Raw genomic sequence first — 25,281 nt, forward strand, 5'->3', positions numbered from 1 at the left:
GCACGCGACGAGAACCCAGAGCGACTACCCCGAACAGAGCAACAAGAGCCCAAGATCAAAGCCATCACACCGATGCATCACGATCCGAAGGGGCGGGCCGGCCTCCGGCCGGCCACGCGGCACCCCGCGCGCTGTCGATCTTGATCTGGTCCGTTTCACGATCGTTTCGGGGTGGTCGGGGTGCTGAGTATCGCCTCGGGCTACAGCCCTGAGTACTTGTTGAAGGAGGTCGCGGCAGGGCGGGAGAACTACTACACCGGTGCGGTCGCCGAGGGCGAGCCGCCGGGGCGTTGGTGGGGGGCCGGGGCGGACAAACTGGGGCTCACCGGTCTGGTCGATGCCCAGGACATGCGTGCGGTCTACGAGCGGTTCCTCGATCCGCGGGACGAGGGGTTCGGTGACCGGTCCCGGTGGGACGAGGTCGGGACGCTGGGACACGCGGGACGCAAGTTCCTGTCCGAGGACGACCTCTACGCCGCCGCGCTGGAACGCGAACCGGACGCTTCGGCGGAACGCCGCGCGGAGCTCCGGACCGAGGCCGGGAAGGCGGCCCGGCACAATGTGGCGTTCCTGGACGCGACGTTCTCCGTGCAGAAGTCGGTGACGCTGCTGCACACCGCGTTCGAGGCTCGCGAGGTCGCCGCCCGCAACGCCGGTGACGAACAGACGGCGGCCGCGTGGGGCGAGTTCCGTCAGGCGGTCGAGGACGCGATCTGGGCCGGTAACAACGCCGCCCTGGCCTACCTGCAGGACAAGGCCGGGTACTCGAGGATCGGGCACCACGGTGGCGCGGCCGGGCGGTGGGTGGACTCGGACGCCTTCGTCGTCGCGTCGTTCTTCCAGCACGACTCCCGGGATCGGGACCCGCAGCTGCACATCCACAACACGATCCTCAACCGCGTCGAGGGCCCGGACGGGGCGTGGCGCACTCTGGACGGGCGCAGCCTGTTCCGGTGGCGGCCCGCGGCCGCGGCGGTGGCCGAGCGCACGACCGAGGAGCGGATCACCCACGCGCTGGGGATGGGGCTGGCGACCCGCCCGGACGGCAAGTCCCGCGAGGTCGTCGGCATCGCCGAGGAGACCCTCGCCCTGTTCTCCTCGCGCCGCCGCGCGGTCGCGGCCAAGACCGCGGAGCTGTTCGAGTTCTTCGAGGCTCGTTACGGCCGGGCCCCGAACTCCGCCGAGCGCGACCGGATCTCGCGGCAGGCCACGTTCGCCACGAGGGCGTCGAAGTCCCACGACGGCGAGACCCGCGAGGAGTTCCTCGACCGGATCAACAACCGGATGCGCGCCGACATCGACGGCGGCCTGGCCGCGGTCGCCGACGCCGCGCTGGCCGCCCGCCGCGACGGCGTCACCCCGCAGGCGTTCAACCCCCACGCGGTGATCGAGCTGGCGCTGGCCGATGTCGCGTCACGCAAGGCGGGGTGGACCCGCGCGGACCTGACCCGTGCCATCAACGCCGCCTTGCCGGACTACCTCGGCGTTCCTGAGGGCGCCGACGTCGGGGAGCTGCTCGACCAGCTCACCGATGAGGCCCTGCAGTACGCGGTCGCGATGGATGCCGAACGTCCCGGTGAGGGTCTGCTGCCGCCCGAGCTGCGTCTCGACAACGGCGAGTCCGTGATGCGAGCTCCGGGCGGGCGGATCTACTCCACCCCTGATCAGGTCCGCTCCGAGCGGGTCCTGCTGGCCGCGACCGGGTCCCGCGACGGCGCCGCGCTCACCGATCAGGCTGCGGCCGAGTTCCTGGCCCGGCTCGACGGCGACGGGGTGCGTCTCGGCGCCGACCAGGCCGCCGCGGTGCGCGGCATCCTCACCTCCGGCGCCCGGGTCGAGACCCTCATCGGGCCGGCCGGGACCGGGAAGTCATTCGTCGTCGGCACTCTCGCCCGGGCCTGGACCGACCCTGACTCGGCACGTCGAGTGTTCGGGTTGGCGACCAGCCAGGTCGCCACCGACGTCCTGACCGGCGAAGGCCTGACCGCGCGGAACGTGACCCAGTGGCTCGCGACCCAGGACCGGCTCGCCGCCGCCCAGTCGGAGCGCCGCACCGTCGACGGGGACGAGGCGTGGCGGCTGCGCGACGGCGATCTTGTCGTCGTCGACGAGTCCGCGATGACCGACACCGCCGCGCTCGCCGCGATCCACGACCACGTCCACACGGCGGGGGCGAAGCTGCTGCTGGTCGGGGACCACAAGCAGCTCGCCGCCGTCGGTGCCGGTGGCGGGATGGACATGCTCGCCGCGGCAGGGTCGCGCTACGAGCTGACCGACGCCCGCCGCTTCACCGGCGGGTGGGAACGCGCCGCGTCGCTGCGCCTGCGGGCAGGGGACGAGACGGTGCTGCGCGAGTACCACCAGCAGGGCCGGCTGATCGACGGCGGGACATGCGACGACGCCGAGACCTCGGCTGCGCGGGCGTGGCTGGCCGACACCCTCGACGGGCGCCGGTCGCTGCTGTTGGTCGACACCAACGACCAGGCCGCGCGCCTGTCCGCGCAGCTGCGCAACGAGCTGGTCCGGCTCGGACACGTCGCCGAGCACGGTGTCCCGCTCGGGCTGCAGGGCACTTTCGCCGGGGTCGGGGACCTGGTCCAGGCCCGCAGCAACGGCTGGAACTTCATCGGCGTCGAGGGCAACCGGCGCGGACCGATCAACCGCGAGACCTACCGCGTCACCGCCGTCCGCGAGGACGGCGCACTCGAAGTCACCACCGACCCCGACAGCAGCACCGGCGCCGACGAGCGGCTGGTGCTGCCCGCCGACTACGTCGACGCCCACCTGGCCCTCGGCTACGCCTCCACCGTTCACGCCGCCCAGGGCTCCACCGTCGACACCACCCACACCGTGGCCACTCAGACCACCACCCCCGCCGCGTTCTACGTGGGCATGTCCCGCGGCCGGCAGGCGAACACCGCGCACGTCGCCACTCGGACCGGGCCCGACGACCCGGCCCGCGGCACCACCACCGGGCACAGCCTGCACCGCGACCCCGTCGCCGTCCTCGCGGCGATCCTCGACACCAGCGAGCAGGCCGTGACCCGCTCCTCGCTCACTCTCGCTGCTGACTCCGCTGCCGAAGCGGGCAGCACCCGCACCGCCGCCGACCTGCTCGCCGACGCCGCCCAGCTCGCCGCGACCGAACGCACCCACGACGCCCTCGACCGCCTCACCGCGACCGGAGCCCTCACCGTCGCCCAGCGCACCCGCATCGCGGCCGAGGACGGCACGGGCGCCCTGACGCGGATCTTGCGCCGCGCCGAACTCGCCGGTCACGACCCCGACACCGTGCTGACCGACGCCGTCGAACGGGGCCCGCTCACCGGCGCACGGAACGTGTCCAACGTCGTCTACTCCCGCATCCGCGCCGCCCACAGGTTCGACCCGACCGGCAAATCCTGGGCCGACTGGACCCCGCGCACCTACGACAAGGAGTGGGACACCTACCTCCGTGCGCTCGCCGAGGCCGCCGACGACCGCGCCCACGCGCTTGGCGCCGAGCATGCCGACGAACCCCAGCCGTGGGCCGTCGCCGCGTTCGGCGAGGTCCCCGTCGAGGCCCCGGCCCGCGCTGCGTGGGCCGACGCCGTCGGGAGGGTCGCCGCCTACCGGGAGGCGCGCGGGCACGACGACCCCGACGACGCCCTCGGCCCGGCCCCGCTGCCCGGGCAGGTCGAGCAGTTCGCCGCCTACCGGGCCGCGTGGCGCGACCTCGGACGCCCCGAGATCGACCGCGAACACCTGGAGCTGTCCAACGGGCAACTCCGGATGCGCGTGCGTGCCTACGAGCGTGAGCTCGCCGCCGCGCCCCGCTACGTCGCCAACGAGCTCGCCGCCACCCGCCAAACCGCTACCCGCCACCAGCAGGACGCCGCCCTACACCGCGCTGAAGCCGACACCGCGACCGACCCGACCGAACGACAGCGCCTCACCGACGAAGCCACCCAAGCCGCCGCCCTGGCCGCGGTCCTTGAACAGCGCGCGGCGGAGCTGGCCGAGGTCGACCAGGCCCGCAGCCGGTGGCTCGCCCACACCGCCGAGACCCGCGCCCAGGCGGAGCTGTCCAAGGCTGAGCTGTCGGCCCGCGACGCCGACGACGATCCCGACGACCGGGTCACCGCCGCCGAATGGAAGACCGCCCACGACACCGCCCTGGCCGACGAGGAACAGCACCGTCAGATCACCGAAGACGACATCACCGACCACCTGAACGACGACCGCCCCGACGACCCGGCCGCCGCCGAGACGCGGCGGGAGGACGTGCGCGAGGTCCCGCCCGCCCAGATCGGGGAGGACGTCGTGCGGGTCCCGGAGGCCGAGCAGACCGAACAGGCGGTCCAGCACGCCCGACGGGTGCTCGACGAGATCGCCTACCGCGACTCCGCCGACGAGCCCGACAACGACGAACGAGCCGCCCACCTCACCCGCTGGCACACCGACGACACCGCTGACTCATGGGGAGACGACGCGATGCCGTGATGCACTCCGTCCCGCGCTTTACCCCGCTCGTCGTCGAGGCGTGCACCGCGAGACCTGCGGGCGAGAGCTTGGCGGCTGAGGCACTGAGCTCGCGGAGGTCGGCGTGATAGCGCCGTCAGCGGGCTTCCTACCGACCGGCCACCGTGTTCACACCCGATTCGTCCTCGTCCCAATGCGGTTCCCCCGAGATCGTGGAGGGTTCTTATGCCGCGTCTCGGGTGAGGGCGGCGTTCTCGTAGTTGATCGGTGAGAGCCCGGCGGCGGCACTGTGTCGCCGCCGGTGGTTGTAGAAGCCGTAACACCAGTCGATGACCGCCGCCCGCGCCCTACTGATGGTGTCGAAGTCGTTGCGGGACAGCACTTCCCACTCCAGGCTGGAGAAGAACGCCTCCGCCGCGGCATTGTCGAAACACGACCCGACCCGGCCCATCGACTGACGGATGTCGAGCCGCCGACACAGAGCGGTGAACGCGCCCGCGGTGTAGGTCGACCCGCGGTCGGTGTGGAAGATCACCCCGGCGATTCGGTCCGCCCCGCCGCGGGCCGCCACCGCCATCCGGATCGCCGCACACGCCAGCTCGGGGTTCGGGTGCAGCCCCGTGGCCGCGCCGAGCAGCCGCCGCGAGTACAGGTCGATCACCGTGGCCAGATACAACTTCCCGGCCGCGGTGGGGATCTCGGTCATGTCCCCGACCCATCTGCGGTTCGGCTCGGCCGCAGTGAAACCCCGACGAAGCAGGTCCGGGAACTTCGGCGCCGTGCGGTCCTGGCGGGTCAGTCCGTTGTGCCGCTTGATCCGGCGGGCGACCAGGCCCTGGCGGCGCATCGAGTCCGCCACGGTCTTCTCCGACACCCGCCATCCGGCCTCACACAGGTCGGCGTGCAGACGGGGTGAGCCGTGTAGCCGCTGGGCGTCGTCGAACGCCACGGCCACGGCGGCGTCCCACGCGCAGCGGCGCTTCTCGGTCGCGGTGGCACCACCGTCGGAACGCGCGGCGCGGTCGAGCCACTTGTACAGCCAGGAGATCGACACCCCCAACAGGGCGCAGGCCAGCGTGTGCGGCACCCGGTGGAAGGTCCTCTGGTCGGCGATGAAACGGGCCACGCTCACTTCGTCGCCTCCTTGACCCACAGGACCACGGATCGCTTGAGGACATCACGCTCCATCCGCAGCTCGGCGTTCTCCGCGCGCAGCCGCTTGAGCTCCTCGACGCCGCCGCGAGACAGGCCCTCGGTGTCCTCGCGGGCCTCTCGTGCACGGGCCACCCAGTTGCCCAGCGTGCCCTCGTTGACCCCCAGGTCACGGGCGACCTGGGCGATCGGCTTGCCCGTCTCCTCCACGACCCGGACCGCTCCGTCACGGAACTCCCGGTCGTAGCGCTTCCGTACCTCTGGCATCGCTACCCCTTATAGCTGATGCCTCCCCGATCATGGGGGAACCGCACAACCTGCCACGACCTCCCCCCGGGGGCTTGCCGATAGAGCGCCAGTAGAAGGCGCGTAGCAGCGCGACGGACAGTGGTCGTCGTGGGTTGGGGCTGCCACCCACTGACAGCGACGAGCTAGACGGCAGGGGCTGCTTTGGTGGACGCTGGACGGATAGACGGGACCGGCTCGATCGGGGTCCGAGTAGCCGCGACTTTCGCCCTCGACCCACTGGTCGAGCCCCTCGAACGGAGGCTCTGTGCCGGGCCGGGGTCGTGGACGACGCTCTCCTTCGCCCCCTACGGCCAGCTCGTGCGGGAGTTGCTCGGGCCCGCGACGGCCGGGCGCCTCGTAGCGCTGATCCGTTGGGAGGACTGGTTCCGTTACCGTACGGGCGGGGTCAGGCGCGCCGACCTGGATGCTGTACCGGAGGAGTTGCTCCGAGCGATTCGGCACCACCGAGTGAGCCGACTACTGATCGTGGTCTGTCCCCCGTCCACGGACGCGCCGGACCCCACCGATCTGGCCGGGCTTGACGAGCGTATCGCTCGGACCGCCCCAATAGTCTCCGGGGTAGAGATCGCCTGGGCTCGCAACTGGGTGAGCCCAGGATGTGACGACGATGTCCGAGATCGGTTCTCGGATCGCATCGCACACGTCCCGTATACTGACGAGTTCTTCGAAGTACTGGCCGACCGGATCGTGAGCTGGATCGACGGTAGGGCGCTCGCGGCCGGTTCAGCCGATGTCGTGACCACTTGCGGGTCGTTAGATGCAGCTGTCGCAAACACGCCGACTCTCGCAAAGTGCTCCGTGCTGAAGCAGCCTCCGGGACGCATCTTCGAGCTCCTCGCTGACCGTGCCGGACCATTGCACAATGGAGCGAGCCTCGGGTTGCTGGCCGTCGGCCTCGATCCACTAGCGAACGCCGACGCTGGTCTTGCGCCTGGCTCGCGGACCTGGGACGCGCTTGTCACTGATCTCTCTCGTTCCGTCCGCGCATACCGGGCGGAATGCGCGGCCCGGCTACTGCTCGTGCTGCCCGAACGTCCCGCAGAACTGACGCCGGCGGGCAATCTCGCCCACCACGCATTCGCGTCGCTGCGGATGCTGATCGAGAACCTGCCCGGCGTCCTAGTGAGCGGAGCAGATCCCGCAATTCTGGCCGTTGCCCTGGCGGACGTCGGAGAGATCGACGCGACACCGGACATCGAAATCCGAGGTGGAGTGGCCTGACGTGGACATAGAGGAAGTTGTGAGTGACGTACTGGGCGTCGGTCGTTGGGAAGTCGTCGCCGAAACAGGCCTCGACCGGCTCGAGAACTGGGATAGCTCTCGACACATCCAAATCATCGTACGACTCCAGGAGGTGTTCCACGTGTCCTTCAGCGTCGCGGAGATGAAGCGCATGTCCTCGGTGCCGGCGATGTACACCGTCCTGCGAGAGAAGGGGGCCGTGGCCTGATATGACGACATCGCTGACCGGAACACCGATCGCCGCGACCGTGCCTGACGAGGACCTCAAGCTCCTGCTGCTGATTCGGCACGTGGAGTACGCCCTGCTCGATCTCTTCGCAGAAGGCGCTGTAGGGGGCACCTTGCACACCTGCTTGGGGCAGGAATATGTCCCGGTCGCCCTGCGCCCGTTCCTCTCCGATGCGTTCGTGCTCAGCAACCACCGTGGTCACGGCCACTACCTGGCGCATTACGAAGATCCGGTCGGCCTTCTCGCCGAGGTCTTGGGTCGTCGGGGAGCGGTATGCGGCGGGCGCGGTGGAAGTCAGCACATCTACCGCGACCGATTCCTGTCCACTGGTGTGCAGGGCGAAAGCGTACCGGTGGGGTGCGGGATCGCGCTCGGCGCCAAGCGCCGCGGCTCCCCGCGTCTAGTCGTCATCTATATCGGGGACGGGACTTGGGGCGAGGGTTCGGTCTACGAAGCGCTGAACATGGCGGCTCTGTGGGGCCTGCCGGTCGTGCTGGTCGTGGAGAACAACGGGATCGCGCAGTCCACCCGGACCTCGACTCAGATGGCTGGCACGGTGTGCGGTCGGGCCGCCGGCTTCGGGATCGAGCACGTGATGGTCGACGACGTGGACGTGCTCAGGATCCGCACGCGGCTCGAGGACCCGTTCCGAGATGTGGTTGACCGGCAACGGCCGCTAGTCGTCGAGTTCGCCACCCGACGGCTCGGGCCCCACAGCAAGGGAGATGACGGACGGTCAGAGGTTGAGCTGGAGGCGTTACGGGCCGCCGACTGGGCCCCATACTACCGGCTCGCCCAGCCCGAGTGGTTCGACCACTGGGATGCCGAGCAGAAGCGGAAGGTCGCTGGGATCGTCGAAGACGTTCGTGCCCGCCCACGGGTTTCCGGGGAAGTCCTGCATGTCTAGGACCACCCGCGTCGCCGAGGATCTAAATTACGCCCTGCACGAGCTGTTCGCCCGGCGGGACGACCTATACCTGCTTGGCGAGGACATCGCCGACCCATACGGCGGCGCGTTCAAGATCACCCGAGGGCTCAGCGATGTCTACCCGGACCAGGTGTTGCCGACTCCGATCAGCGAGAGCGGGTTCGTCGGGGTCGCCAGCGGGCTTGCCCTCGCCGGGGACGCTGCCGTCGTCGAGATCATGTTCGGTGACTTCGCGACCCTGTGCTTCGACCAGCTCGTCAACTTCGCCAGCAAGTCGGTGTCGATGTACGGGCGGACAATCCCAATGCGGCTGGTGGTGCGGTGTCTCGTCGGCGGGCATCGGGGCTACGGACCCACTCACAGTCAGAGCCTGCAGAAGCACTTCATCGGCATACCACATCTGTGGTTGCACGAGATGTCCCCGTTCCACGGCAACCTCGATGTGCTGACTCGGATCCTGGAACGGGGCGAGCCCTGTGTGTTCTTCGAGGATAAGTCGTTGTACCCGGCGGCGATGTGCACCAGCGGTGCGATCGACGAACTGTTCGCGGTCGAACCCCTCGATGGGGCCGGCGACTGGGCGCGGGTCGCACTTGCCGACGGCGCCCCCGAGGACTCCTACGACTGTCTGCTGATCGCCCCCGGAGGGGCAGCACTGCGGGCGGTGCGGGCGATGCGGGAACTGGTGCTCGAGGACGAGATCGACTGCCGGCTACTGGTGCCCTCGCAGCTCTATCCGGTCGAGGCGGCCGTAGTGGAGCGCGAGCACATTGATGGGGTGCCGGTGGTGGTCGTGGAGGAGGGGACCGCAGGCGGTTCGTGGGGCACTGAAGTGGCCAGCCACCTGCATGACCGGCTGTGGGGTTGCCTGCCAGGTCCAGTGTGGTCGGTCTGCTCCCGGCCCAGCACGATTCCGGCGGACACAGGACTGGAGCGTGAGGTCCTCCTCGGAGAGGACAACATCCGCGACGCCGTTCGGAAGGCACTGAGATGACCGACATCCTAACCCTGGTGATTCACGGAGCTGCGGATTGACCGCGTGATCGGCTGGCGGCGGATCCGGTCCGGTTCGTTCGATGGGTGGGCATGGCGAAGGGGCCGGCCTGCGCGTTCTGCCGGGAGCTCCCGCCGCTCGTCGTGTCGGGCTTCGGAGATCAACCAGCAGGAACAGGCAACGCGCACAGCCGCGCGAACGCGCGGGCGAGATCGACCGCCCAGGGCCAGGACCGTTGGATACGGACCCAGACTCGGCGTTGCCCGCGGGTGATCCGCGCGGCGGTGTGCAACAACCGGTAGCGCAACGCCTTCGGCTCGACCTTCGCCAGGTCGCCGTCGAGAAGCAGGCGCTGGGTCCAGGTGATCAGGTCGACCGCGAGCATGACCACGGTCAACCACGCCGCGTTGACGGCGAAGGACCGGGACGGGAAGTGGTTGAGGCCGGTGTCCTTGCCGCAGCGGATCCGGTCCTCGACCCGGGCGTGGGCGCGGTGGCGGGCGTCGAGGAAGGCGAGCTGCCCGACGCGGGTGTCGGTGGCGAACGCGGTGTAGCGCCAGCCGTCACGCTCCTCGAACGCATCGAGCTGCGCGCCGGGATGCGGCCGTTCGCGACGGACGACAACGCGGGTCCCGGCCGGGTAGTCGACCAACGCGGAGGCGGGGAGCAAGCCGGTGATCTCGGCCAGCCCGGCGCCGTCACGGTGCCCGCCGTCAGCGTCGACCGCCTCGGCCCACACCGTCTTCGGGACCAGGCTGATCACGGTGCGTTCGCGGTCGGTGACGGCCCAGCCGACGGAGAACTCACAGCTCACCGCTGTGTCTTGTTGCGCTCGGATGTGGGCGAGGAAGGCTTTCGTGGCGCCCGCGGTGTCGGTGCGGACCAGGATCGGGTGCCCGTGACGGAACGCGTCAGGGATCTGGGCGAGCGCGTCGTCGAGCACGTTGATGTGATCCGCGGCGGTGTTCGCACCGGCGTTCCCGCGGCGCAAGCGGGCGGCGAGGAACTCGCCGGTGTTGTCGCAGAACGCCAGCATCGGGTGATACCCGAACGTCTTCTTGAACGTGGGCGTGGCCTGTTCCTTCTCGCTGTGGGCGATGACGATCGTGGCGTCGAGATCGATCACCAGCACGTCCCGGCCGTGCCGGCGCAGGTCGCGGCCGGCGACCCGAGCCGCGGGAAACGCGCGACCATCGACGTCGGCGTGCTGGGCCCAGACCACCTCCCGGGCCCGCGCCCGCCCCGCCGCGATCGAGGACAACCGGCGCTCGTCGAGCTTGTCGAGCAGTCGCCAGCAGGTCGAGTCCGATGCCACCGACCCGAACACCGCGCCCTGATCGGCCAGGACCGCGATCTCGCAGATCCTCGTGGCCCCGTCGGCGACCGCGACGGCCAGATCGACCAGCACCCGCCCCGGATCATGACGCGCCCGAGCTCGTCGCAGCGGTGCGAGCGCGGTCGAGAGTTCACTGGTCAACGTGGTCCGGTCGGCGACATCGGCCAGCAGACGCGACCCGACGTGCGACACCACCCCAGCGCCGTCGGCGGTCACGATGACCGGTGGGCGCGTGCTTGTAGTCTGCACTCGGAAAGTGCCTCCTCGACCATGGCGGACAGGGCTTCGACACCCGCTGTCTTACCTGGTCACGAGGCACTTTCTTCAGTTGGGGTCGGAGATCACCGGCACAGCCCGTGAAGAGTCCGGGCTAATGCCGAGGTTGACCAGCAACGACGACTCCTATGTGCTCGTCGAGTGGCTGGTATCCGACGGGCAGAAGGTCACTGAAGGTGAGGAGATCGCGCTCGTCGACACGTCAAAGGCCACAGTTGAGTTGGTTAGCCCCGCCGACGGGATCGTCCGCACCCTTGCGGTCTTGTCCGGTGCTCTCACCGTCGGTGATCGAGTCGGCGTGCTGTACGCCAGCACCGAGGAGTTCGACGAGAGCGGCAAAGGGCCAGCTCGCGCCCCCACCGCGGTTCCGGTGTCGGACGACGCCGGTCTCGCTGTTACTCGCGGTGCGCGGGAACTGGCCGCCGAGCACGGGCTCACCGACGACGATCTGCGTGGGCTGGGCGCCGGTCTGGTCCGCAGATCGGACGTGGAACGCCTGATAACCGCCGGTTCGAGTGGCCGGGTCACAACTGGACCACAGGTCGACACGGGGCCAGACGTCAGCACAGAGTCCGGAGACGACGCGGTGCGGTCTCTGTCTCGGTCCCAGCGAGCCGTGAGTGCGACGGTGCGCAAGTCGCATCGGACCATCCCGACCGGGTTCGTCCTGGTCAAGGTCGCCGTCGACGAGGCATTGCGGGTGGCGGCCGAGACCCGCCGCACGAACGACGTGCTGGTGGGGATACCGGAGCTACTAGTCATGGCGCTGGGCTCGCTCCATGAGCGTTTCCCCTTCTGCTACGCGACGCCGATCGACGACGAGAACGTCGTCCTGCACCCTGCCGCGACTGTTGGGGTCACGATCGACACCGGCCACGGCCTGCACATCGCCTCGGTCCCGGACGCGGACACCTCGTCCTGTGCCGAGATCGCCGACCGGCTCATGGAGCTGAGGCTGCGTTCGGTCAGCGGGACGTTCCAGGGCCGGGACCTCGGAGCGAGCACGATTCTTCTCTCTTTACACCACGACCGCGACGTCGTTCATGCGCAGCCGATCGTCCTTCCCGGCCACACGTGCGCGGTCACGCTGGCCGGTGTCCTGGACGAGGTCGTCCTGACCGAGGGGGTCTCGGCATCGCGGAAGGTAGTCCACCTCGGCCTAGCCTACGACCACCGCGTACTCAACGGCGCCGAGGGGACTCGGTTCCTCACCGCGCTCAAGGACACCCTGGAGAACCCCGAGGCACTGGTGACGGGGGTGCGCGTGTGAGTGTCGAGGACAGGATCCACCCGGATGACTCCGTGGGTATCCGGCGCGCCTGGCGTGATCTTGGCGATCAGGAAGGGCCGGTGCTGAGGATCTGTGTGCTGGCCGGTTTCACCGCTGCCCCGGTGGTCCCGTACCTCGGATGGTCGCTCGTCGGTGCCGGTCTGGCCCCGCTGATCGAGGTCGGGCCGTTCAACCAGGTCGTCCAGCAGTGCCTGCGTGAGGACTCGGAGGCCGCCCGGTTCCGCCCGGACGTGCTGGTGGTCGCCGTCCGTCCGGAGGACCGGGCCGCCGCCGGGGACGGCGACCCGGATGAGGAACCCGACCGGATCGCCGACGCGGCGCTGGCCGCTGCCGGTCGCTGGGGGTCCCTGCTGGTCTGGGTGCTGCCCCCGTTGCCGCTGCGGCGGCCCGGTGGGGTCGGCGACCCCGACGGTGTCATGTCGCGTGCGGTCGCCGCCCGGGAGCGGGTGCGTCGCCGGATGAACGCGGACCCGCACGCTTGCACAGTCGACTTGGAGGACGCGGTCCGGACGGTGGGGACCCGGCGGTCGCACGACGACGCGCTGTATCGCTTCGCCCGCATCCCGTTCACCGAGGACGTGTTTCTCCGGCTCGGCGAGGACCTCGGCCGGGTCGTTGCGGCCCGCCTCGGGCAGGGGTGCCACGGTGTTCTCCTCGACCTCGACCTCGACCTCGACCTCGACCTCGACCGCCTCGCTGAGGCGCCCGAACTCGATGAGCTGGCCGCCCTGCTGCGAGCCGTTCCGGTGCACCGCCCTGTTGCCGCATTGCGGAACGGTTCGACGCCGTCCCGCGAACCCGTCTGGAGCGGTGCCGGACCGATACACGAGCTGGCCGGGGCGACGGCTTCATCATTGTCCGGGTTTTCCGAGCAGCTCGGCGTCACGGTCTCCACGGTCGTTCTCGTCACCACGCCGGGGGGCGTCGAGTGCGCCGCAGGGGCCGGGGTGCGGATCGTGACGTGGGACGGTGACCCGGGTCCGGCGGGAGTGGCGCTGCAGGCGTCCGGTGCCCTCGACACGGTCGTGCCCGTGACCACGGCGCTCCATCGGGAGGCGAGAGCCGACCCGGGCGACGACGTGCTGGGCCGGCCGGGGATCGAGGACTTCCTAGCAGGGCTAGGTGGGGACTGTTTCAAGATCGGTGTTTTCGGCCCGACACGCCGGGCTGAGGTCCGGCGAGATGGGCACGGACAGTGATGACATCGGACCTTGTGGATCCAAGCGAGGGTGACCCGAAGCCTGCTCGGCAGGCGTCGGCGGAGCGGGCCGCTGCGGCGGCGATGGTGGCCGAGGCGAAGGCGCGCGGGCTGGCGTTGACCGGCCCGGACGGCCTGTTGAAGCTCTTTACCAAGAATGTTCTGGAAACGGCGCTGAACGAGGAGATGACCGAGCACCTCGGGCACGACAAGAACCGGGCCGACCCCGGCCGGGAATCCACCAACGTGCGGAACGGGTCCCGCTCGAAGACGGTTCTCTCGGATGCCGCGGGTGACGTGGAGATCGACGTTCCGAGAGACAGGGCCAGCACTTTCGAGCCGCAGATCGTGAAGAAGCGTCAGCGGCGCCTCACAGATGTCGACGAGGTCGTACTGTCGCTGTATGCGAAAGGGATGACGACCGGGGAGGTTTCCGCACATTTCGCTGACATCTATGGGGCGTCAGTATCGAAGGAGACGGTCTCGCGGATCACCGACAAGGTCGTCGCCGAGATGAATGACTGGGTTGGTCGGCCGTTGGATTCGGTGTACGCCGCGGTGTTCATCGACGCTGTCCACGTCAAGGTCCGGGACGGGCAGGTCGCCAACCGGCCGGTCTACGCAGCCATCGGCGTCACCGTGGACGGCTGCAAGGACGTGCTGGGGCTGTGGATGGGCGTCGGCAGTGAGGGCGCGAAGTTCTGGATGAGCGTGCTGGTCGACCTGAAGAACCGCGGCGTGCGTGACGTGCTGTTCCTGGTCTGCGACGGCCTCAAAGGACTCCCGGAGGTCGTGGCCAACGTGTGGCCGCAAACCATTGTCCAAACCTGCGTCGTGCACCTGATCCGAAACACTTTCCGGCTGGTGGGTCGACAGGACTGGGACGCGGTGAAGCGCGACATCAAACCAATCTATGCCGCGCCCAACCCGAATGCAGCACTTATCGCTATGGATGAGCTCGACGAGAAATGGGGCCGTAAGTACGCGGCGATGATCCGGCTATGGCGCAACGCGTGGGAAGAGTTCGTGCCGTTCTTGGACTACGACGTCGAGATTCGAAGGGTGATCTGCTCTACGAATGCGATCGAATCGCTTAACGCCCGCTACCGGCGCGCGGTGCGGGCGCGTGGTCATTTCCCCACTGAGCAGGCTGCGATGAAATGCTTGTATCTTGTGACTCGCAGCCTGGACCCGACCGGGACGGGCCGCACGAGGTGGACGATGCGTTGGAAGCCCGTGATCAACGCGTTCGCCATCACGTTCGGTGACCGCTGGCCGGGAGCCGAGACCTACTGAGCAACGACGCCGAAACACCGATCACGAGACAGGCCCCCCTGGCCCAGGTGCTGCATCGCCTGGGCTCGGTTCTGCTCGAACGGGGGGAGGTCGGCGAGGCGGGTGACCTCGCCGACGCTTCGTACGGGCTTGTTGTCAAGGCCGGTAGCCGCAAGCAGATCGCCCAGGCCCGTCTGCTACTCGGCGCAGTGGATCTGGCCCGGAGCGAACAGGCGGCGGCGGAGAACGTGTTCGGGGAAGTACTGGGTACCGCCAGAAGACATCGGGACCCCAGGTTGGAGGCACACGCCCTCTGGGGGCTGGCGTGGTCGCACGCCGCAAGTGCACGGATCGAGTCCGGTGCCAAGCTGTTGGAAGAGGCCGTTCGGCTGGCCCACGCGGACGACGACCGGTATCTCCTCGCGCATCTCCTGCACGACCGGAGGACGTTACTGGCCGGTGAGCAGCGCGACGAAGGAGTCGCCGGGCGTCACGAGGCCGCGATCGTGCTCTTCAAGGGCCTCATTGCCGAGGCGGGTAGCGGGGTAGCCGCTGCAACACAACCGGGCGAAGTGTCGGTTCCGCAGGCGAGGCGGTCCTCAGGCGTCCGCGATGAAGTTGGAGACGGCGACCGTTGCGAAACTGTGGATTATTCCCGCGATCTCCTCGGGGCGCTCCGCGACCAGTGCGTGTGAGGTGTCGACTCTGCGGACTGTGAGGTGTGGTGCGATGGTCGTGGCGCGTGTGACGTCCCGGTCGACCCCCCGCCCGTAGGCGTCGAGCAGGTCGGTGAAGGCCTCGGTACCCGGCAGTCGGCCGGTGGCAAGGACCAGCAGGGTTGGACATTGGATGTCGGGGAGCGACTCGACGATGTCGGCATGCCGCAGCGAGGAGAAGATCTCCCCCCAAACGTTCTTCCGACGGGGGACGGTGTGTGACAGCTCGCGATAGAGATCGTGCAAGCGATCTCGGTCAACGACGACGCGGGCTGGGGAGAGCCCCGGGTAGTTCTTCGTATCGGTGATCGGGAAGCGGTGTCCATCAAGGCTGATCACGCCCGGCGCGCCTGGGTTGGCCCGACCCCAGCGCAGGGCGACCATGCCTCCGAGCGAGTGTCCTACCACGACTGGATCACCTAGCTCGAGGGCAGCAATGTCGCGCAGAGCCCGATCGAAAGACCAGAACTCGTGCGGTGACGAGCCGTGGCCTGGAAGATCGAGGGCGAGCGTTCGGAACGAGGGCGTGAGACAAGCAGCGACAGTGCGCCATTCGGCAGCCGAACCGCCGATGCCGTGCAGCAGGACGAGCGGATGCCCGTCTCCACCAAAGTCGACGATCATCGAACCTCCGGTCAGCCGGCCGGCTCAGAGGGACTCTCCCACCCTGGACCCACAACTGGAACCCTAGAGTGATGGAGGATCTGAATGAAACCAATGCGCTGGTGACAGGGGGATCTCGAGGGATCGGTCGCGCGATCGTCGGAGGCCTCGCAGCACGGGGTGCGTCGGTAGTATTCGGCTACGTCGCCGACGAGAAGTCTGCGGCCGACGTAGTTCGCAGCGCTGAGACAACTGGCGCGACCGTGTCGGCGTTACGCGCAGACATGGCCGATCCTGATGCCGTACGGGAACTGGTCCACGTCGCGGCGGACCGTCTTGGTGGACTGAACGTCTTGATCAACAATGCTGCAGTTGTGCCGCCTCCGACCTCGATCGCCCAGACGACCGACGAGGAGTACGACCGAGTGATGGCAGTCAATGCGCGTGGTGTCTTCGTGGCTATGCGTGAGGCGGCCCTTCGCATGCGCGACGGTGGATGCATCGTCAACATCTCGTCGGTGAACACGGTCTTACCTTCACCTGGGGTGGCCGCCTTGTCAACGGCGGGTTGGGAGTGACCCCGTAGCGACGGATTGGAACTGACCCCCGGCGTGGTGTGGTGATGGTCAGTCGTTGCTGGCGCGGTTGTGTTTGGCCAGGAGCTCGCGTCGGGCGCGGGTGCGGTAGGAGTCCCCGGACAGGGTCAGGACTTCGGCGTGGTGGACGAGGCGGTCGATCATGGCTGCGGCGACGACGTCGTCGGAGAAGGTCTCGCCCCAGCGGCCGAAGGGCAGATTGCTGGTGACCATGACGCTGCCTTGTTCATAGCGGGAAGCGATGAGCTGGAAGAACAGGTTCGCTGCGTCCTGGTCGAACGGGATGTAGCCGACCTCGTCGATGATGATCAGTTTGTAGCGGCGGATCTTCTTCAGCTCGGCCTCGAGCCGGCCGCTCTGGTGCGCGGCGGCGAGTCTGGTGATCCAGTTGCTGGCGGTGTCGAACAGGACCGAGTAGCCGGCGTGGGCGGCTTTGACGCCGAGCCCGATCGCGAGGTGGGTCTTCCCGATCCCGGGCGGGCCGAGCAGGATCACGTTCTCGCACTTGGCGACGAACGTGCTCGTGGCCAGGTGGGCCAGGATGTCGCGGCGCAGCGAGGGCAGATGGTCGAGGTTGAAGTCCTCCAAGGTCTTGACCTGGGGGAAGTGCGCGGTGCGGATCCGCATGACCGTGCCCTTGGACTCGCGGTCGGCGACCTGGCGCTGCAGCAGCGCGCCCAGATACTCCTCGTGCGACCAGTTCTCCTCACGGGCCTGGGCGGCAAGCTGTTCCCAGCTGGCCGCGATGGTCGGGGTCTTCAGGACCCGGGTCAGGTAGGCGATCATCGCCGGCAGTCCGTCGGGGACCGCGGCCAGCACCGGACCGGCCGGCCCCGAGCTCCCAGCGGGGTCGGTGGTGATCTTCGGTGGTGTGGTTGTCATGAGCTGCTCGCTTCCTCGGCAGTGGAGACGAAGTCGACACCGAACAGGGCGTCGTAGTCGGGCAGTGCGCGCAGGGTCACCGGGTGGCCGTCGAGGTGACGGCGTGCTGCGGCCTGTCGGGTGTTGCGGTCGTGGGCCAGGGCGCGGCGCATCGCCGCGGCGGTGTGCTGGTGCGCCGGGTCGGTGATCACCGCGTGGCGGGCCCAGCTGCGGTCGTGACGGGCGACGACCTGGCCGGCGCAGTAGACGACGACCTCGCGCGGTGAGGCGGCGACATCGACGAACCGGCCGATCATCTGCGGATCCACGGAGTAGTCGTTGGCATCGACGCGGACGTAGTAGTCCCGTGCCAGCCGGATCCGCTGGGCCAGCCCGATCGGCGGGTCCAGCGGCGGCAGCGGAGTCATCGCCGCGTAGTCGTGGGCGAGCACGTCCACCGGGCGGCCGCCGATCGCTCGGACGGTGCGGGTGTTGGCCCGGGCCAGCCAGTCGTCGATCTGGTGGTTGAAGTCGGCTGGGGAGGCGAAGCGACGTCCGGGCAGGAACGAGGTCTCGAAGTAGCCGTTGTTGCGTTCGACCAGCCCCTTGAACTCCGGATCCCGCGGTGGGGCAAGCCGGATCCGGGTGGCCAGAGTGCCGGCGAACGCAGCGGCCGGTGCCGAGACCCGCCCGGTCCCGCCGATCGCAGACTCCCGGTCCCAGACCAGCGTGCGGGTCACCCGCCCGACGTCGCTGATCAGCTGCCACATCCCGGACAGGATGTCCCCGGCCTGGCGCGAGGGGATCATCGTCGCGGACAAGAACCGCGAGTAGCCCAGCGTCATCACCAGCACCGGTAGGACCCGTTCCTGGCCTGGGCCGACGGGGATCGTGGTCTCGGGGAACCACAGGTCGCACTGGGTGATCTCGCCCGGTGCGTAGGCGACCCGGTCGACCGGGTCGATCCCGACATACTCGGGGCGGATCTGGCGGATCCGGTCCTTGAGCACGGTCAGCGAGTGCTCCCACCCGATCCGCTCTGCGATCACCGTGGCCGGCATGCGTGGGAACTGCGCCAGCAATGCCCGCACCTGCGGCTCGACCGCATCCGCCAGCGATCCCCGCGGGCCCCGTTCCCGCTTCGGCGGGCCCGGCGCCCGCAACGCGGAGCGCACCGTGTTGCGGGCCACCCCCAGCCGGCGGGCGATCTCCTTGATCGGGACACCCTCGGCCCGATGCAGACGACGGATCTCGGCCCAGTCCTCCACCGACAACACCCCCTCAGCGTCGTGCAGAGGGGGTCAATCCCAAGCCGACGCTAGGGGGTCAGTCTGAGCCCGTCGTCGACACGCCTACGCGGCCAGCAAAGCGGCAGTGGAGCAGTTCACAATTGTGGCGGCCCGGGAGCTGGGTGGCCGTGGAATCACCGTCAACTCCGTGTCCCCCGGAGCCACCGATACTGCCGCCCTACGTAGCGTGCACTCCAGCGAATCACTGAGCCTTTCCCAGTAGGTGCTGGTTGATCATGTGGTTCGGTCGTGCTCGACGTGGAGGAGAACGAGCGCGGCGGCGGTGATCGCGCCGATCCGCCAGGGGCAGAAGCTGACCCGGCGTAGCGCCTTGAAGGTGGTCTTGAGCAGGGAGTTCCCGCGTTCGGCCACAGCCCTGACGGCGGAGTGCAGCGTGTTGACGGTGCGCTTGTCCACCGACAGCCCACCGCCGGTGGGGGTCTTGAACGGGCAGGTCAGGCGGGTGTTCTCACCCTCGTAGCCGAGGTCGGCGAGCACGACGTGGGTGTCGTCGGTCCAGCCCTCGATCGCGTCGAGCAGGCCGGGGTGACCGCGGGCGCAGGTGGTGTCGTGCTCGCGGCCCGGGCGCACCGGGGAGGTCCACAACGGCCACCCGTCAGGCGCGGTGAGGACCTGAACGTTCCCGCCGTGGACGTGGTGCTTACCCGACCACCACAGATCCACTCCCGGGGTCGGTCCGGGAGTGCGGGAGCGGTCAGTGTGGATCACGGTGCCGTCGAGGTGAACGTGGGTGTGCCCGGCGGTGCGGGCCGCGAGCAGCGCGCCGGGCAGTCCAGGCGCGGCGGCGGCCAGAACGTCGATGCCTTCGTGCAGGTAGCGGTAGGTACTCGACAGGCTCAGCTGGTTGTCGGCGGCGAGCTGGGCGACCCGGGTCGCGTCGAGGAACCAGCGCAGCACCAGCACCGCGTGGCGGTCACAGTCCAGCGCCCGACGCCCGCTGCGAGTCCCGCGCCGGAGGCGTTCCTCGGCCAACAGCCGCGACAACATGGACGCGGTGGGCTCCCCGATCGGGAGCACGGCGGTGTAGGTGACAGGATCGGGCACGCGGGACCTCGGTGGTGAGTCGATCTTTGAGCGGACCGATCTCTTCTACTGGGGTCCCGCACCCTCGTTGAGCACCTCCACGCCCCCGGCGTGTCGCCGCCAGCCGCTCCCCACTACTGGGAAAGGCTCACTGACTGCCGTCGCGGAGCTGACGCCGCTGGGCCGGCTCGGCAGCCCCCAGGACATAGCCGGGGTCGTCCTGTTCCTCGTGGGTCCAGAAGGGCGGTGGCTGACCGGCCAGAACCTCCGCGCCGCCGGAGGTCTGGCCTAAGGATATGGACACCAGGAGCCGAGCTTAACCCTGGACTGTATGAGTCCGCAGGAGGCTGGTTCGTGCGGACGCCGCTGAAGCATCGCGGCTCTACGGAGGGACAAGGCCCGGTGGGGCTGCGCTCGAGTCTGTAGTCCTGCGCTGTAGGCCTACCGGCTTGCGCTCAGGTGAGTTAGTCCTGCAGAGTAGGGTTCTGGCACTCGCCGCCGGTGAGTGCCAGACCGGATGGGGTGAGAGCAGCCGTCCTGTGGTTGGTCGTCCGTCGCGGGCGCCCGGTCCGGTCCAGCGTTCGTTGGAGGAGTGGATCTGCAGTTATGGCGAAGCTGATCGCGTTCGACGAGGAGGCCCGCCGCGGCCTCGAGCGAGGGATGAACACCCTCGCCGACGCGGTGAAGGTGACGCTGGGGCCCAAGGGCCGCAACGTTGTGTTGGACAAGAAGTGGGGCGCGCCGACCATCACCAACGACGGCGTGTCGATCGCCCGGGAGATCGAGCTCGACGATCCGTGGGAGCGGATCGGCGCCGAGCTGGTGAAGGAGGTCGCCAAGAAGACTGACGACGTCGCCGGTGACGGCACTACGACAGCCACGGTGCTGGCTCAGGCGTTAGTCAGGGAAGGGCTGCGCAATGTAGTCGCCGGAGCTAATCCGATGGCGCTTAAGAAGGGGATCGAGAAAGCTACCGTCGCGGTGGGGCGTCAGTTGCTTGAGACGGCGCAGCCGGTGGAGACTCGGGGGCAGATCGCGGCGTCGGCGTCGATCTCGGCGGGGGAGCGCGAGATCGGTGAGCTGATCGCCGAGGCGATGGACAAGGTCGGCAAGGAAGGCGTCATCACGGTCGAGGAGTCGCAGACCTTCGGGCTCGAGCTCGAGCTCACCGAGGGCATGCGCTTCGACAAGGGCTACATCTCGCCCTACTTCGTGACCGACGCCGAGCGGATGGAGGTCGAGCTCGAGGACCCGTACATCCTCCTCGTCTCGTCCAAGATCTCCACGGTCAAGGACCTGCTGCCGCTGCTCGAGAAGATCATGCAGTCGGGCAAGCCGCTGGCGATCATCTCGGAGGACGTCGAGGGCGAGGCCCTGGCCACCCTGGTCGTCAACAAGATCCGTGGCACCTTCAAGTCCGTCGCCGTCAAGGCCCCGGGCTTCGGTGACCGTCGTGAGGCCATGCTCGCCGACATGGCGATCTTGACCGGCGGCGAGGTCATCTCGGAGAAGGTCGGCCTCAAGCTCGACAACGCCGACGTCTCCCTGCTGGGCACCGCCCGCAAGGTCGTCGTCACCAAGGACGAGACCACCATCGTCGACGGTGCCGGTGACAACGAGCAGATCGCCGGCCGGGTCAACCAGATCCGCGCCGAGATCGAGCGCACCGACTCCGACTACGACCGCGAGAAGCTCCAGGAGCGTCTCGCCAAGCTGGCCGGCGGCGTCGCCGTCATCAAGGCCGGCGCGGCGACCGAGGTCGAGCTCAAGGAGCGCAAGCACCGCATCGAGGACGCCGTCCGCAACGCGAAGGCGGCCGTCGAGGAGGGCATCGTCGCCGGCGGCGGCGTCGCGCTGGTCCAGGCGGGAGTCTGGGACGCGATCGAAGGGCTCGGCCTGGACGACCCCGATGAAGAGACCGGTGCTGCGATCGTGCGGGTTGCGCTCGAAGCGCCGCTCAAGCAGATCGCGATCAACGCCGGCCTCGAAGGCGGGGTGGTCGTCAACACCGTGCGCAACCTGCCGGTCGGCGAGGGTCTCGATGCCGCCACTGGCGAGTACAAGGATCTGCTAGCCGCGGGCATCATCGACCCGGCGAAGGTAACCCGCTCGGCGCTGGACAATGCTGCCTCGATCGCGGCCCTGTTCCTTACTACAGAGGCAGTGATCGCCGACAAGCCGGAGGAAAGCGCGACCCCGCCAGCTGACCCGAGCGCCGGAATGGGGGGCATGGGATTCTAGCCTGACTGTCTGGCTTGGCTGGTGTCCTGGTGGAGCTAACGCACCAGGACACCAGCACCGCAAGTAGATCGGCTACTGGCCCTCGCCGGTTTGTGCTATTTCCAGGACGGTCATCCCATCCTGTCGATCTTGCGGAGCGCCGCCAGATTCCCGTATTCGCGCTCGCGCGCTCGACTGAGCGTGTTGTACCATTTATCGAGGTGACCCGTTGCCCCTAAGGTAGTCGGCGTCGCGGTCGACGGGACGGCTCAGTGAGCCTTTCCCAGTAGTGGGGAGCGGCTGGCGGCGACACGCCGGGGGCGTGGAGGTGCTCAACGAGGGTGCGGGACCCCGGTAGAAGAGGTCGGTCCGCTCAAAGATCGACTCACCACCGAGGTCCCGCGTGCCCGATCCTGTCACCTACACCGCCGTGCTCCCGATCGGGGAGCCCACCGCGTCCATGTTGTCGCGGCTGTTGGCCGAGGAACGCCTCCGGCGCGGGACCCGGCGCGGGCGTCGGGCGCTGGACTGTGACCGCCACGCGGTGCTGGTGCTGCGCTGGTTCCTCGACGCGACCCGGGTCGCCCAGCTCGCCGCCGACAACCAGCTGAGCCTGTCGAGTACCTACCGCTACCTGCACGAAGGTATCGACGTTCTGGCCGCCGCCGCGCCTGGACTGCCCGGCGCGCTGCTCGCGGCCCGCACCGCCGGGCACACCCACGTTCACCTCGACGGCACCGTGATCCACACTGACCGCTCCCGCACTCCCGGACCGACCCCGGGAGTGGATCTGTGGTGGTCGGGTAAGCACCACGTCCACGGCGGGAACGTTCAGGTCCTCACCGCGCCTGACGGGTGGCCGTTGTGGACCTCCCCGGTGCGCCCGGGCCGCGAGCACGACACCACCTGCGCCCGCGGTCACCCCGGCCTGCTCGACGCGATCGAGGGCTGGACCGACGACACCCACGTCGTGCTCGCCGACCTCGGCTACGAGGGTGAGAACACCCGCCTGACCTGCCCGTTCAAGACCCCCACCGGCGGTGGGCTGTCGGTGGACAAGCGCACCGTCAACACGCTGCACTCCGCCGTCAGGGCTGTGGCCGAACGCGGGAACTCCCTGCTCAAGACCACCTTCAAGGCGCTGCGTCGGGTCAGCTTCTGCCCCTGGCGGATCGGCGCGATCACCGCCGCCGCGCTCGTTCTCCTCCACGTCGAGCACGACCGAACCACATGATCAACCAGCACCTACTGGGAAAGGCTCAATAGCCAATGAGCCTTTCCCAGTAGTGGGGAGCGGCTGGCGGCGACACGCCGGGGGCGTGGAGGTGCTCAACGAGGGTGCGGGACCCCGGTAGAAGAGGTCGGTCCGCTCAAAGATCGACTCACCACCGAGGTCCCGCGTGCCCGATCCTGTCACCTACACCGCCGTGCTCCCGATCGGGGAGCCCACCGCGTCCATGTTGTCGCGGCTGTTGGCCGAGGAACGCCTCCGGCGCGGGACCCGGCGCGGGCGTCGGGCGCTGGACTGTGACCGCCACGCGGTGCTGGTGCTGCGCTGGTTCCTCGACGCGACCCGGGTCGCCCAGCTCGCCGCCGACAACCGGCTGAGCCTGTCGAGTACCTACCGCTACCTGCACGAAGGTATCGACGTTCTGGCCGCCGCCGCGCCTGGACTGCCCGGCGCGCTGCTCGCGGCCCGCACCGCCGGGCACACCCACGTTCACCTCGACGGCACCGTGATCCACACTGACCGCTCCCGCACTCCCGGACCGACCCCGGGAGTGGATCTGTGGTGGTCGGGTAAGCACCACGTCCACGGCGGGAACGTTCAGGTCCTCACCGCGCCTGACGGGTGGCCGTTGTGGACCTCCCCGGTGCGCCCGGGCCGCGAGCACGACACCACCTGCGCCCGCGGTCACCCCGGCCTGCTCGACGCGATCGAGGGCTGGACCGACGACACCCACGTCGTGCTCGCCGACCTCGGCTACGAGGGTGAGAACACCCGCCTGACCTGCCCGTTCAAGACCCCCACCGGCGGTGGGCTGTCGGTGGACAAGCGCACCGTCAACACGCTGCACTCCGCCGTCAGGGCTGTGGCCGAACGCGGGAACTCCCTGCTCAAGACCACCTTCAAGGCGCTGCGTCGGGTCAGCTTCTGCCCCTGGCGGATCGGCGCGATCACCGCCGCCGCGCTCGTTCTCCTCCACGTCGAGCACGACCGAACCACATGATCAACCAGCACCTACTGGGAAAGGCTCAATAGCCAATGAGCCTTTCCCAGTAGTGGGGAGCGGCTGGCGGCGACACGCCGGGGGCGTGGAGGTGCTCAACGAGGGTGCGGGACCCCGGTAGAAGAGATCGGTCCGCTCAAAGATCGACTCACCACCGAGGTCCCGCGTGCCCGATCCTGTCACCTACACCGCCGTGCTCCCGATCGGGGAGCCCACCGCGTCCATGTTGTCGCGGCTGTTGGCCGAGGAACGCCTCCGGCGCGGGACTCGCAGCGGGCGTCGGGCGCTGGACTGTGACCGCCACGCGGTGCTGGTGCTGCGCTGGTTCCTCGACGCGACCCGGGTCGCCCAGCTCGCCGCCGACAACCGGCTGAGCCTGTCGAGTACCTACCGCTACCTGCACGAAGGTATCGACGTTCTGGCCGCCGCCGCGCCTGGACTGCCCGGCGCGCTGCTCGCGGCCCGCACCGCCGGGCACACCCACGTTCACCTCGACGGCACCGTGATCCACACTGACCGCTCCCGCACTCCCGGACCGACCCCGGGAGTGGATCTGTGGTGGTCGGGTAAGCACCACGTCCACGGCGGGAACGTTCAGGTCCTCACCGCGCCTGACGGGTGGCCGTTGTGGACCTCCCCGGTGCGCCCGGGCCGCGAGCACGACACCACCTGCGCCCGCGGTCACCCCGGCCTGCTCGACGCGATCGAGGGCTGGACCGACGACACCCACGTCGTGCTCGCCGACCTCGGCTACGAGGGTGAGAACACCCGCCTGACCTGCCCGTTCAAGACCCCCACCGGCGGTGGGCTGTCGGTGGACAAGCGCACCGTCAACACGCTGCACTCCGCCGTCAGGGCTGTGGCCGAACGCGGGAACTCCCTGCTCAAGACCACCTTCAAGGCGCTACGCCGGGTCAGCTTCTGCCCCTGGCGGATCGGCGCGATCACCGCCGCCGCGCTCGTCCTGCTCCACGTCGAGCACGACCGAACCACATGATCAACCAGCACCTACTGGGAAAGGCTCAATGGA

General features: G+C 68.9%; 23 protein-coding genes. 16 read left to right on the forward strand and 7 right to left on the reverse strand.

Going from position 1 to position 25,281, the window contains the following annotated elements:
* Window positions 1-171: 171 nt before the first annotated feature.
* On the forward strand, window positions 172-4,482 hold the full coding sequence (gene mobF / locus XF36_RS06130; protein ID WP_060711246.1) for a MobF family relaxase: 4,311 nt from the start codon (window positions 172-174) through the stop codon (window positions 4,480-4,482).
* A gap of 202 nt (window positions 4,483-4,684) precedes the next feature.
* On the opposite strand, the gene XF36_RS06135 is transcribed toward mobF, so the two are convergent.
* Window positions 4,685-5,593, reverse strand: coding sequence for an IS3 family transposase (locus XF36_RS06135; RefSeq protein WP_060711247.1), 909 nt, complete (start codon window positions 5,591-5,593; stop codon window positions 4,685-4,687).
* The gene (locus tag XF36_RS06140; RefSeq protein ID WP_060710840.1) at window positions 5,590-5,880 is read right to left on the reverse strand and encodes a transposase; all 291 of its coding nucleotides are present in this window, start codon (window positions 5,878-5,880) and stop codon (window positions 5,590-5,592) included. Before XF36_RS06140 ends, XF36_RS06135 begins: the two co-directional genes overlap by 4 nt.
* Window positions 5,881-6,066: 186 nt before the next feature.
* Between XF36_RS06140 and XF36_RS06145 the strand changes: the two genes are divergently transcribed.
* The 4 genes from XF36_RS06145 to XF36_RS06160 are packed head-to-tail and all read left to right on the forward strand — an operon-like array spanning window position 6,067 to window position 9,315.
* Window positions 6,067-7,143, forward strand: a complete 1,077-nt coding sequence (locus XF36_RS06145) for a hypothetical protein (RefSeq protein WP_060711248.1) — start codon at window positions 6,067-6,069, stop codon at window positions 7,141-7,143.
* Window positions 7,144-7,162: 19 nt separating this feature from the next.
* Window positions 7,163-7,372, forward strand: coding sequence for an acyl carrier protein (locus XF36_RS06150; protein ID WP_168169463.1), 210 nt, complete (start codon window positions 7,163-7,165; stop codon window positions 7,370-7,372).
* Between the two features lies 1 nt (window position 7,373).
* Window positions 7,374-8,300, forward strand: coding sequence for a thiamine pyrophosphate-dependent dehydrogenase E1 component subunit alpha (locus tag XF36_RS06155; RefSeq protein ID WP_060711250.1), 927 nt, complete (start codon window positions 7,374-7,376; stop codon window positions 8,298-8,300).
* The gene (locus tag XF36_RS06160) at window positions 8,293-9,315 is read left to right on the forward strand and encodes a transketolase C-terminal domain-containing protein (protein ID WP_060714459.1); all 1,023 of its coding nucleotides are present in this window, start codon (window positions 8,293-8,295) and stop codon (window positions 9,313-9,315) included. The genes XF36_RS06155 and XF36_RS06160 overlap by 8 nt, the downstream gene beginning before the upstream one ends.
* Window positions 9,316-9,475: 160 nt before the next feature.
* Here XF36_RS06160 and XF36_RS06165 read toward each other — a convergent pair whose 3' ends face one another.
* Window positions 9,476-10,900, reverse strand: coding sequence for an IS1380 family transposase (locus XF36_RS06165; protein ID WP_060710764.1), 1,425 nt, complete (start codon window positions 10,898-10,900; stop codon window positions 9,476-9,478).
* Between the two features lie 133 nt (window positions 10,901-11,033).
* On the opposite strand from XF36_RS06165, the gene XF36_RS06170 reads away from it, so the two are divergent.
* From XF36_RS06170 to XF36_RS06185, 4 genes are all read left to right on the forward strand, one after another.
* Window positions 11,034-12,197 (forward strand): 2-oxo acid dehydrogenase subunit E2, encoded by a 1,164-nt coding sequence (locus XF36_RS06170; protein WP_168169464.1) that lies wholly within the window; start codon window positions 11,034-11,036, stop codon window positions 12,195-12,197.
* Between the two features lie 80 nt (window positions 12,198-12,277).
* Entirely contained in the window at window positions 12,278-13,417 is a 1,140-nt protein-coding gene (locus XF36_RS06175; protein WP_145981276.1) for a hypothetical protein, read from the forward strand.
* Between the two features lie 83 nt (window positions 13,418-13,500).
* Window positions 13,501-14,712 carry an IS256 family transposase gene (locus XF36_RS06180; RefSeq protein WP_238589343.1) on the forward strand — a complete coding sequence of 404 codons (1,212 nt, stop codon included), beginning with the start codon at window positions 13,501-13,503 and terminating at the stop codon, window positions 14,710-14,712.
* A gap of 47 nt (window positions 14,713-14,759) precedes the next feature.
* Window positions 14,760-15,386, forward strand: coding sequence for a hypothetical protein (locus XF36_RS06185; RefSeq protein WP_060711253.1), 627 nt, complete (start codon window positions 14,760-14,762; stop codon window positions 15,384-15,386).
* On the opposite strand, the gene XF36_RS30140 is transcribed toward XF36_RS06185, so the two are convergent.
* Complete coding sequence (locus XF36_RS30140) at window positions 15,291-16,031, reverse strand: alpha/beta fold hydrolase (RefSeq protein WP_082375207.1); 741 nt, start codon at window positions 16,029-16,031, stop codon at window positions 15,291-15,293. The two genes, XF36_RS06185 and XF36_RS30140, sit on opposite strands and share 96 nt — an antisense overlap.
* Before the next feature lie 71 nt (window positions 16,032-16,102).
* On the opposite strand from XF36_RS30140, the gene XF36_RS30145 reads away from it, so the two are divergent.
* Entirely contained in the window at window positions 16,103-16,588 is a 486-nt protein-coding gene (locus tag XF36_RS30145) for an SDR family NAD(P)-dependent oxidoreductase (protein ID WP_145981277.1), read from the forward strand.
* Window positions 16,589-16,636: 48 nt separating this feature from the next.
* On the opposite strand, the gene istB is transcribed toward XF36_RS30145, so the two are convergent.
* Window positions 16,637-17,488 carry an IS21-like element helper ATPase IstB gene (gene istB / locus XF36_RS06190; RefSeq protein ID WP_060713594.1) on the reverse strand — a complete coding sequence of 284 codons (852 nt, stop codon included), beginning with the start codon at window positions 17,486-17,488 and terminating at the stop codon, window positions 16,637-16,639.
* Complete coding sequence (gene istA / locus XF36_RS06195) at window positions 17,485-18,744, reverse strand: IS21 family transposase (protein WP_145981219.1); 1,260 nt, start codon at window positions 18,742-18,744, stop codon at window positions 17,485-17,487. The genes istB and istA overlap by 4 nt, the downstream gene beginning before the upstream one ends.
* A gap of 115 nt (window positions 18,745-18,859) precedes the next feature.
* Here istA and XF36_RS30150 point away from each other — a divergent pair, with 115 nt between their 5' ends.
* On the forward strand, window positions 18,860-18,979 hold the full coding sequence (locus XF36_RS30150; RefSeq protein WP_238589288.1) for an SDR family oxidoreductase: 120 nt from the start codon (window positions 18,860-18,862) through the stop codon (window positions 18,977-18,979).
* Window positions 18,980-18,990: 11 nt separating this feature from the next.
* Here the strand turns inward: XF36_RS30150 and XF36_RS06200 are convergent, their stop codons facing one another.
* Window positions 18,991-19,764 (reverse strand): HARBI1 family protein, encoded by a 774-nt coding sequence (locus XF36_RS06200; RefSeq protein WP_060714460.1) that lies wholly within the window; start codon window positions 19,762-19,764, stop codon window positions 18,991-18,993.
* Between the two features lie 40 nt (window positions 19,765-19,804).
* Here XF36_RS06200 and XF36_RS30155 point away from each other — a divergent pair, with 40 nt between their 5' ends.
* From XF36_RS30155 to XF36_RS06220, 5 genes are all read left to right on the forward strand, one after another.
* The gene (locus tag XF36_RS30155) at window positions 19,805-20,092 is read left to right on the forward strand and encodes an SDR family oxidoreductase (RefSeq protein WP_082375765.1); all 288 of its coding nucleotides are present in this window, start codon (window positions 19,805-19,807) and stop codon (window positions 20,090-20,092) included.
* Window positions 20,093-20,406: 314 nt separating this feature from the next.
* Window positions 20,407-22,041: a chaperonin GroEL gene (gene groL, locus XF36_RS06205; protein ID WP_060711254.1), complete on the forward strand. Its 1,635-nt coding sequence runs from the start codon at window positions 20,407-20,409 to the stop codon at window positions 22,039-22,041.
* 439 nt (window positions 22,042-22,480) lie between these two features.
* Window positions 22,481-23,254: an HARBI1 family protein gene (locus XF36_RS06210; RefSeq protein WP_060714360.1), complete on the forward strand. Its 774-nt coding sequence runs from the start codon at window positions 22,481-22,483 to the stop codon at window positions 23,252-23,254.
* A 223-nt stretch (window positions 23,255-23,477) separates the two neighbouring features.
* The gene (locus XF36_RS06215; RefSeq protein ID WP_060714461.1) at window positions 23,478-24,251 is read left to right on the forward strand and encodes an HARBI1 family protein; all 774 of its coding nucleotides are present in this window, start codon (window positions 23,478-23,480) and stop codon (window positions 24,249-24,251) included.
* Window positions 24,252-24,474: 223 nt separating this feature from the next.
* Window positions 24,475-25,248, forward strand: a complete 774-nt coding sequence (locus XF36_RS06220; RefSeq protein WP_060714462.1) for an HARBI1 family protein — start codon at window positions 24,475-24,477, stop codon at window positions 25,246-25,248.
* Window positions 25,249-25,281: the final 33 nt, after the last annotated feature.

Origin of the sequence: Pseudonocardia sp. HH130629-09, from assembly GCF_001294645.1 — a bacterium.
GTDB lineage: Bacteria > Actinomycetota > Actinomycetes > Mycobacteriales > Pseudonocardiaceae > Pseudonocardia.

Bases quoted from the DNA above. Each gene is read 5' to 3' on its own strand.
- XF36_RS06140 (WP_060710840.1), bottom strand. From the start codon at position 5,880: ATGCCAGAGGTACGGAAGCGCTACGACCGGGAGTTCCGTGACGGAGCG.
- XF36_RS06200 (WP_060714460.1), bottom strand. From the start codon at position 19,764: ATGTTGTCGCGGCTGTTGGCCGAGGAACGCCTCCGGCGCGGGACTCGC.
- XF36_RS06160 (WP_060714459.1), top strand. From the start codon at position 8,293: ATGTCTAGGACCACCCGCGTCGCCGAGGATCTAAATTACGCCCTGCAC.
- XF36_RS30140 (WP_082375207.1), bottom strand. From the start codon at position 16,031: ATGATCGTCGACTTTGGTGGAGACGGGCATCCGCTCGTCCTGCTGCAC.
- XF36_RS30145 (WP_145981277.1), top strand. From the start codon at position 16,103: ATGGAGGATCTGAATGAAACCAATGCGCTGGTGACAGGGGGATCTCGA.
- XF36_RS06155 (WP_060711250.1), top strand. From the start codon at position 7,374: ATGACGACATCGCTGACCGGAACACCGATCGCCGCGACCGTGCCTGAC.
- XF36_RS06220 (WP_060714462.1), top strand. From the start codon at position 24,475: ATGTTGTCGCGGCTGTTGGCCGAGGAACGCCTCCGGCGCGGGACTCGC.
- XF36_RS06180 (WP_238589343.1), top strand. From the start codon at position 13,501: ATGGTGGCCGAGGCGAAGGCGCGCGGGCTGGCGTTGACCGGCCCGGAC.
- istB (WP_060713594.1), bottom strand. From the start codon at position 17,488: ATGACAACCACACCACCGAAGATCACCACCGACCCCGCTGGGAGCTCG.
- XF36_RS06215 (WP_060714461.1), top strand. From the start codon at position 23,478: ATGTTGTCGCGGCTGTTGGCCGAGGAACGCCTCCGGCGCGGGACCCGG.
- groL (WP_060711254.1), top strand. From the start codon at position 20,407: ATGGCGAAGCTGATCGCGTTCGACGAGGAGGCCCGCCGCGGCCTCGAG.
- XF36_RS06210 (WP_060714360.1), top strand. From the start codon at position 22,481: ATGTTGTCGCGGCTGTTGGCCGAGGAACGCCTCCGGCGCGGGACCCGG.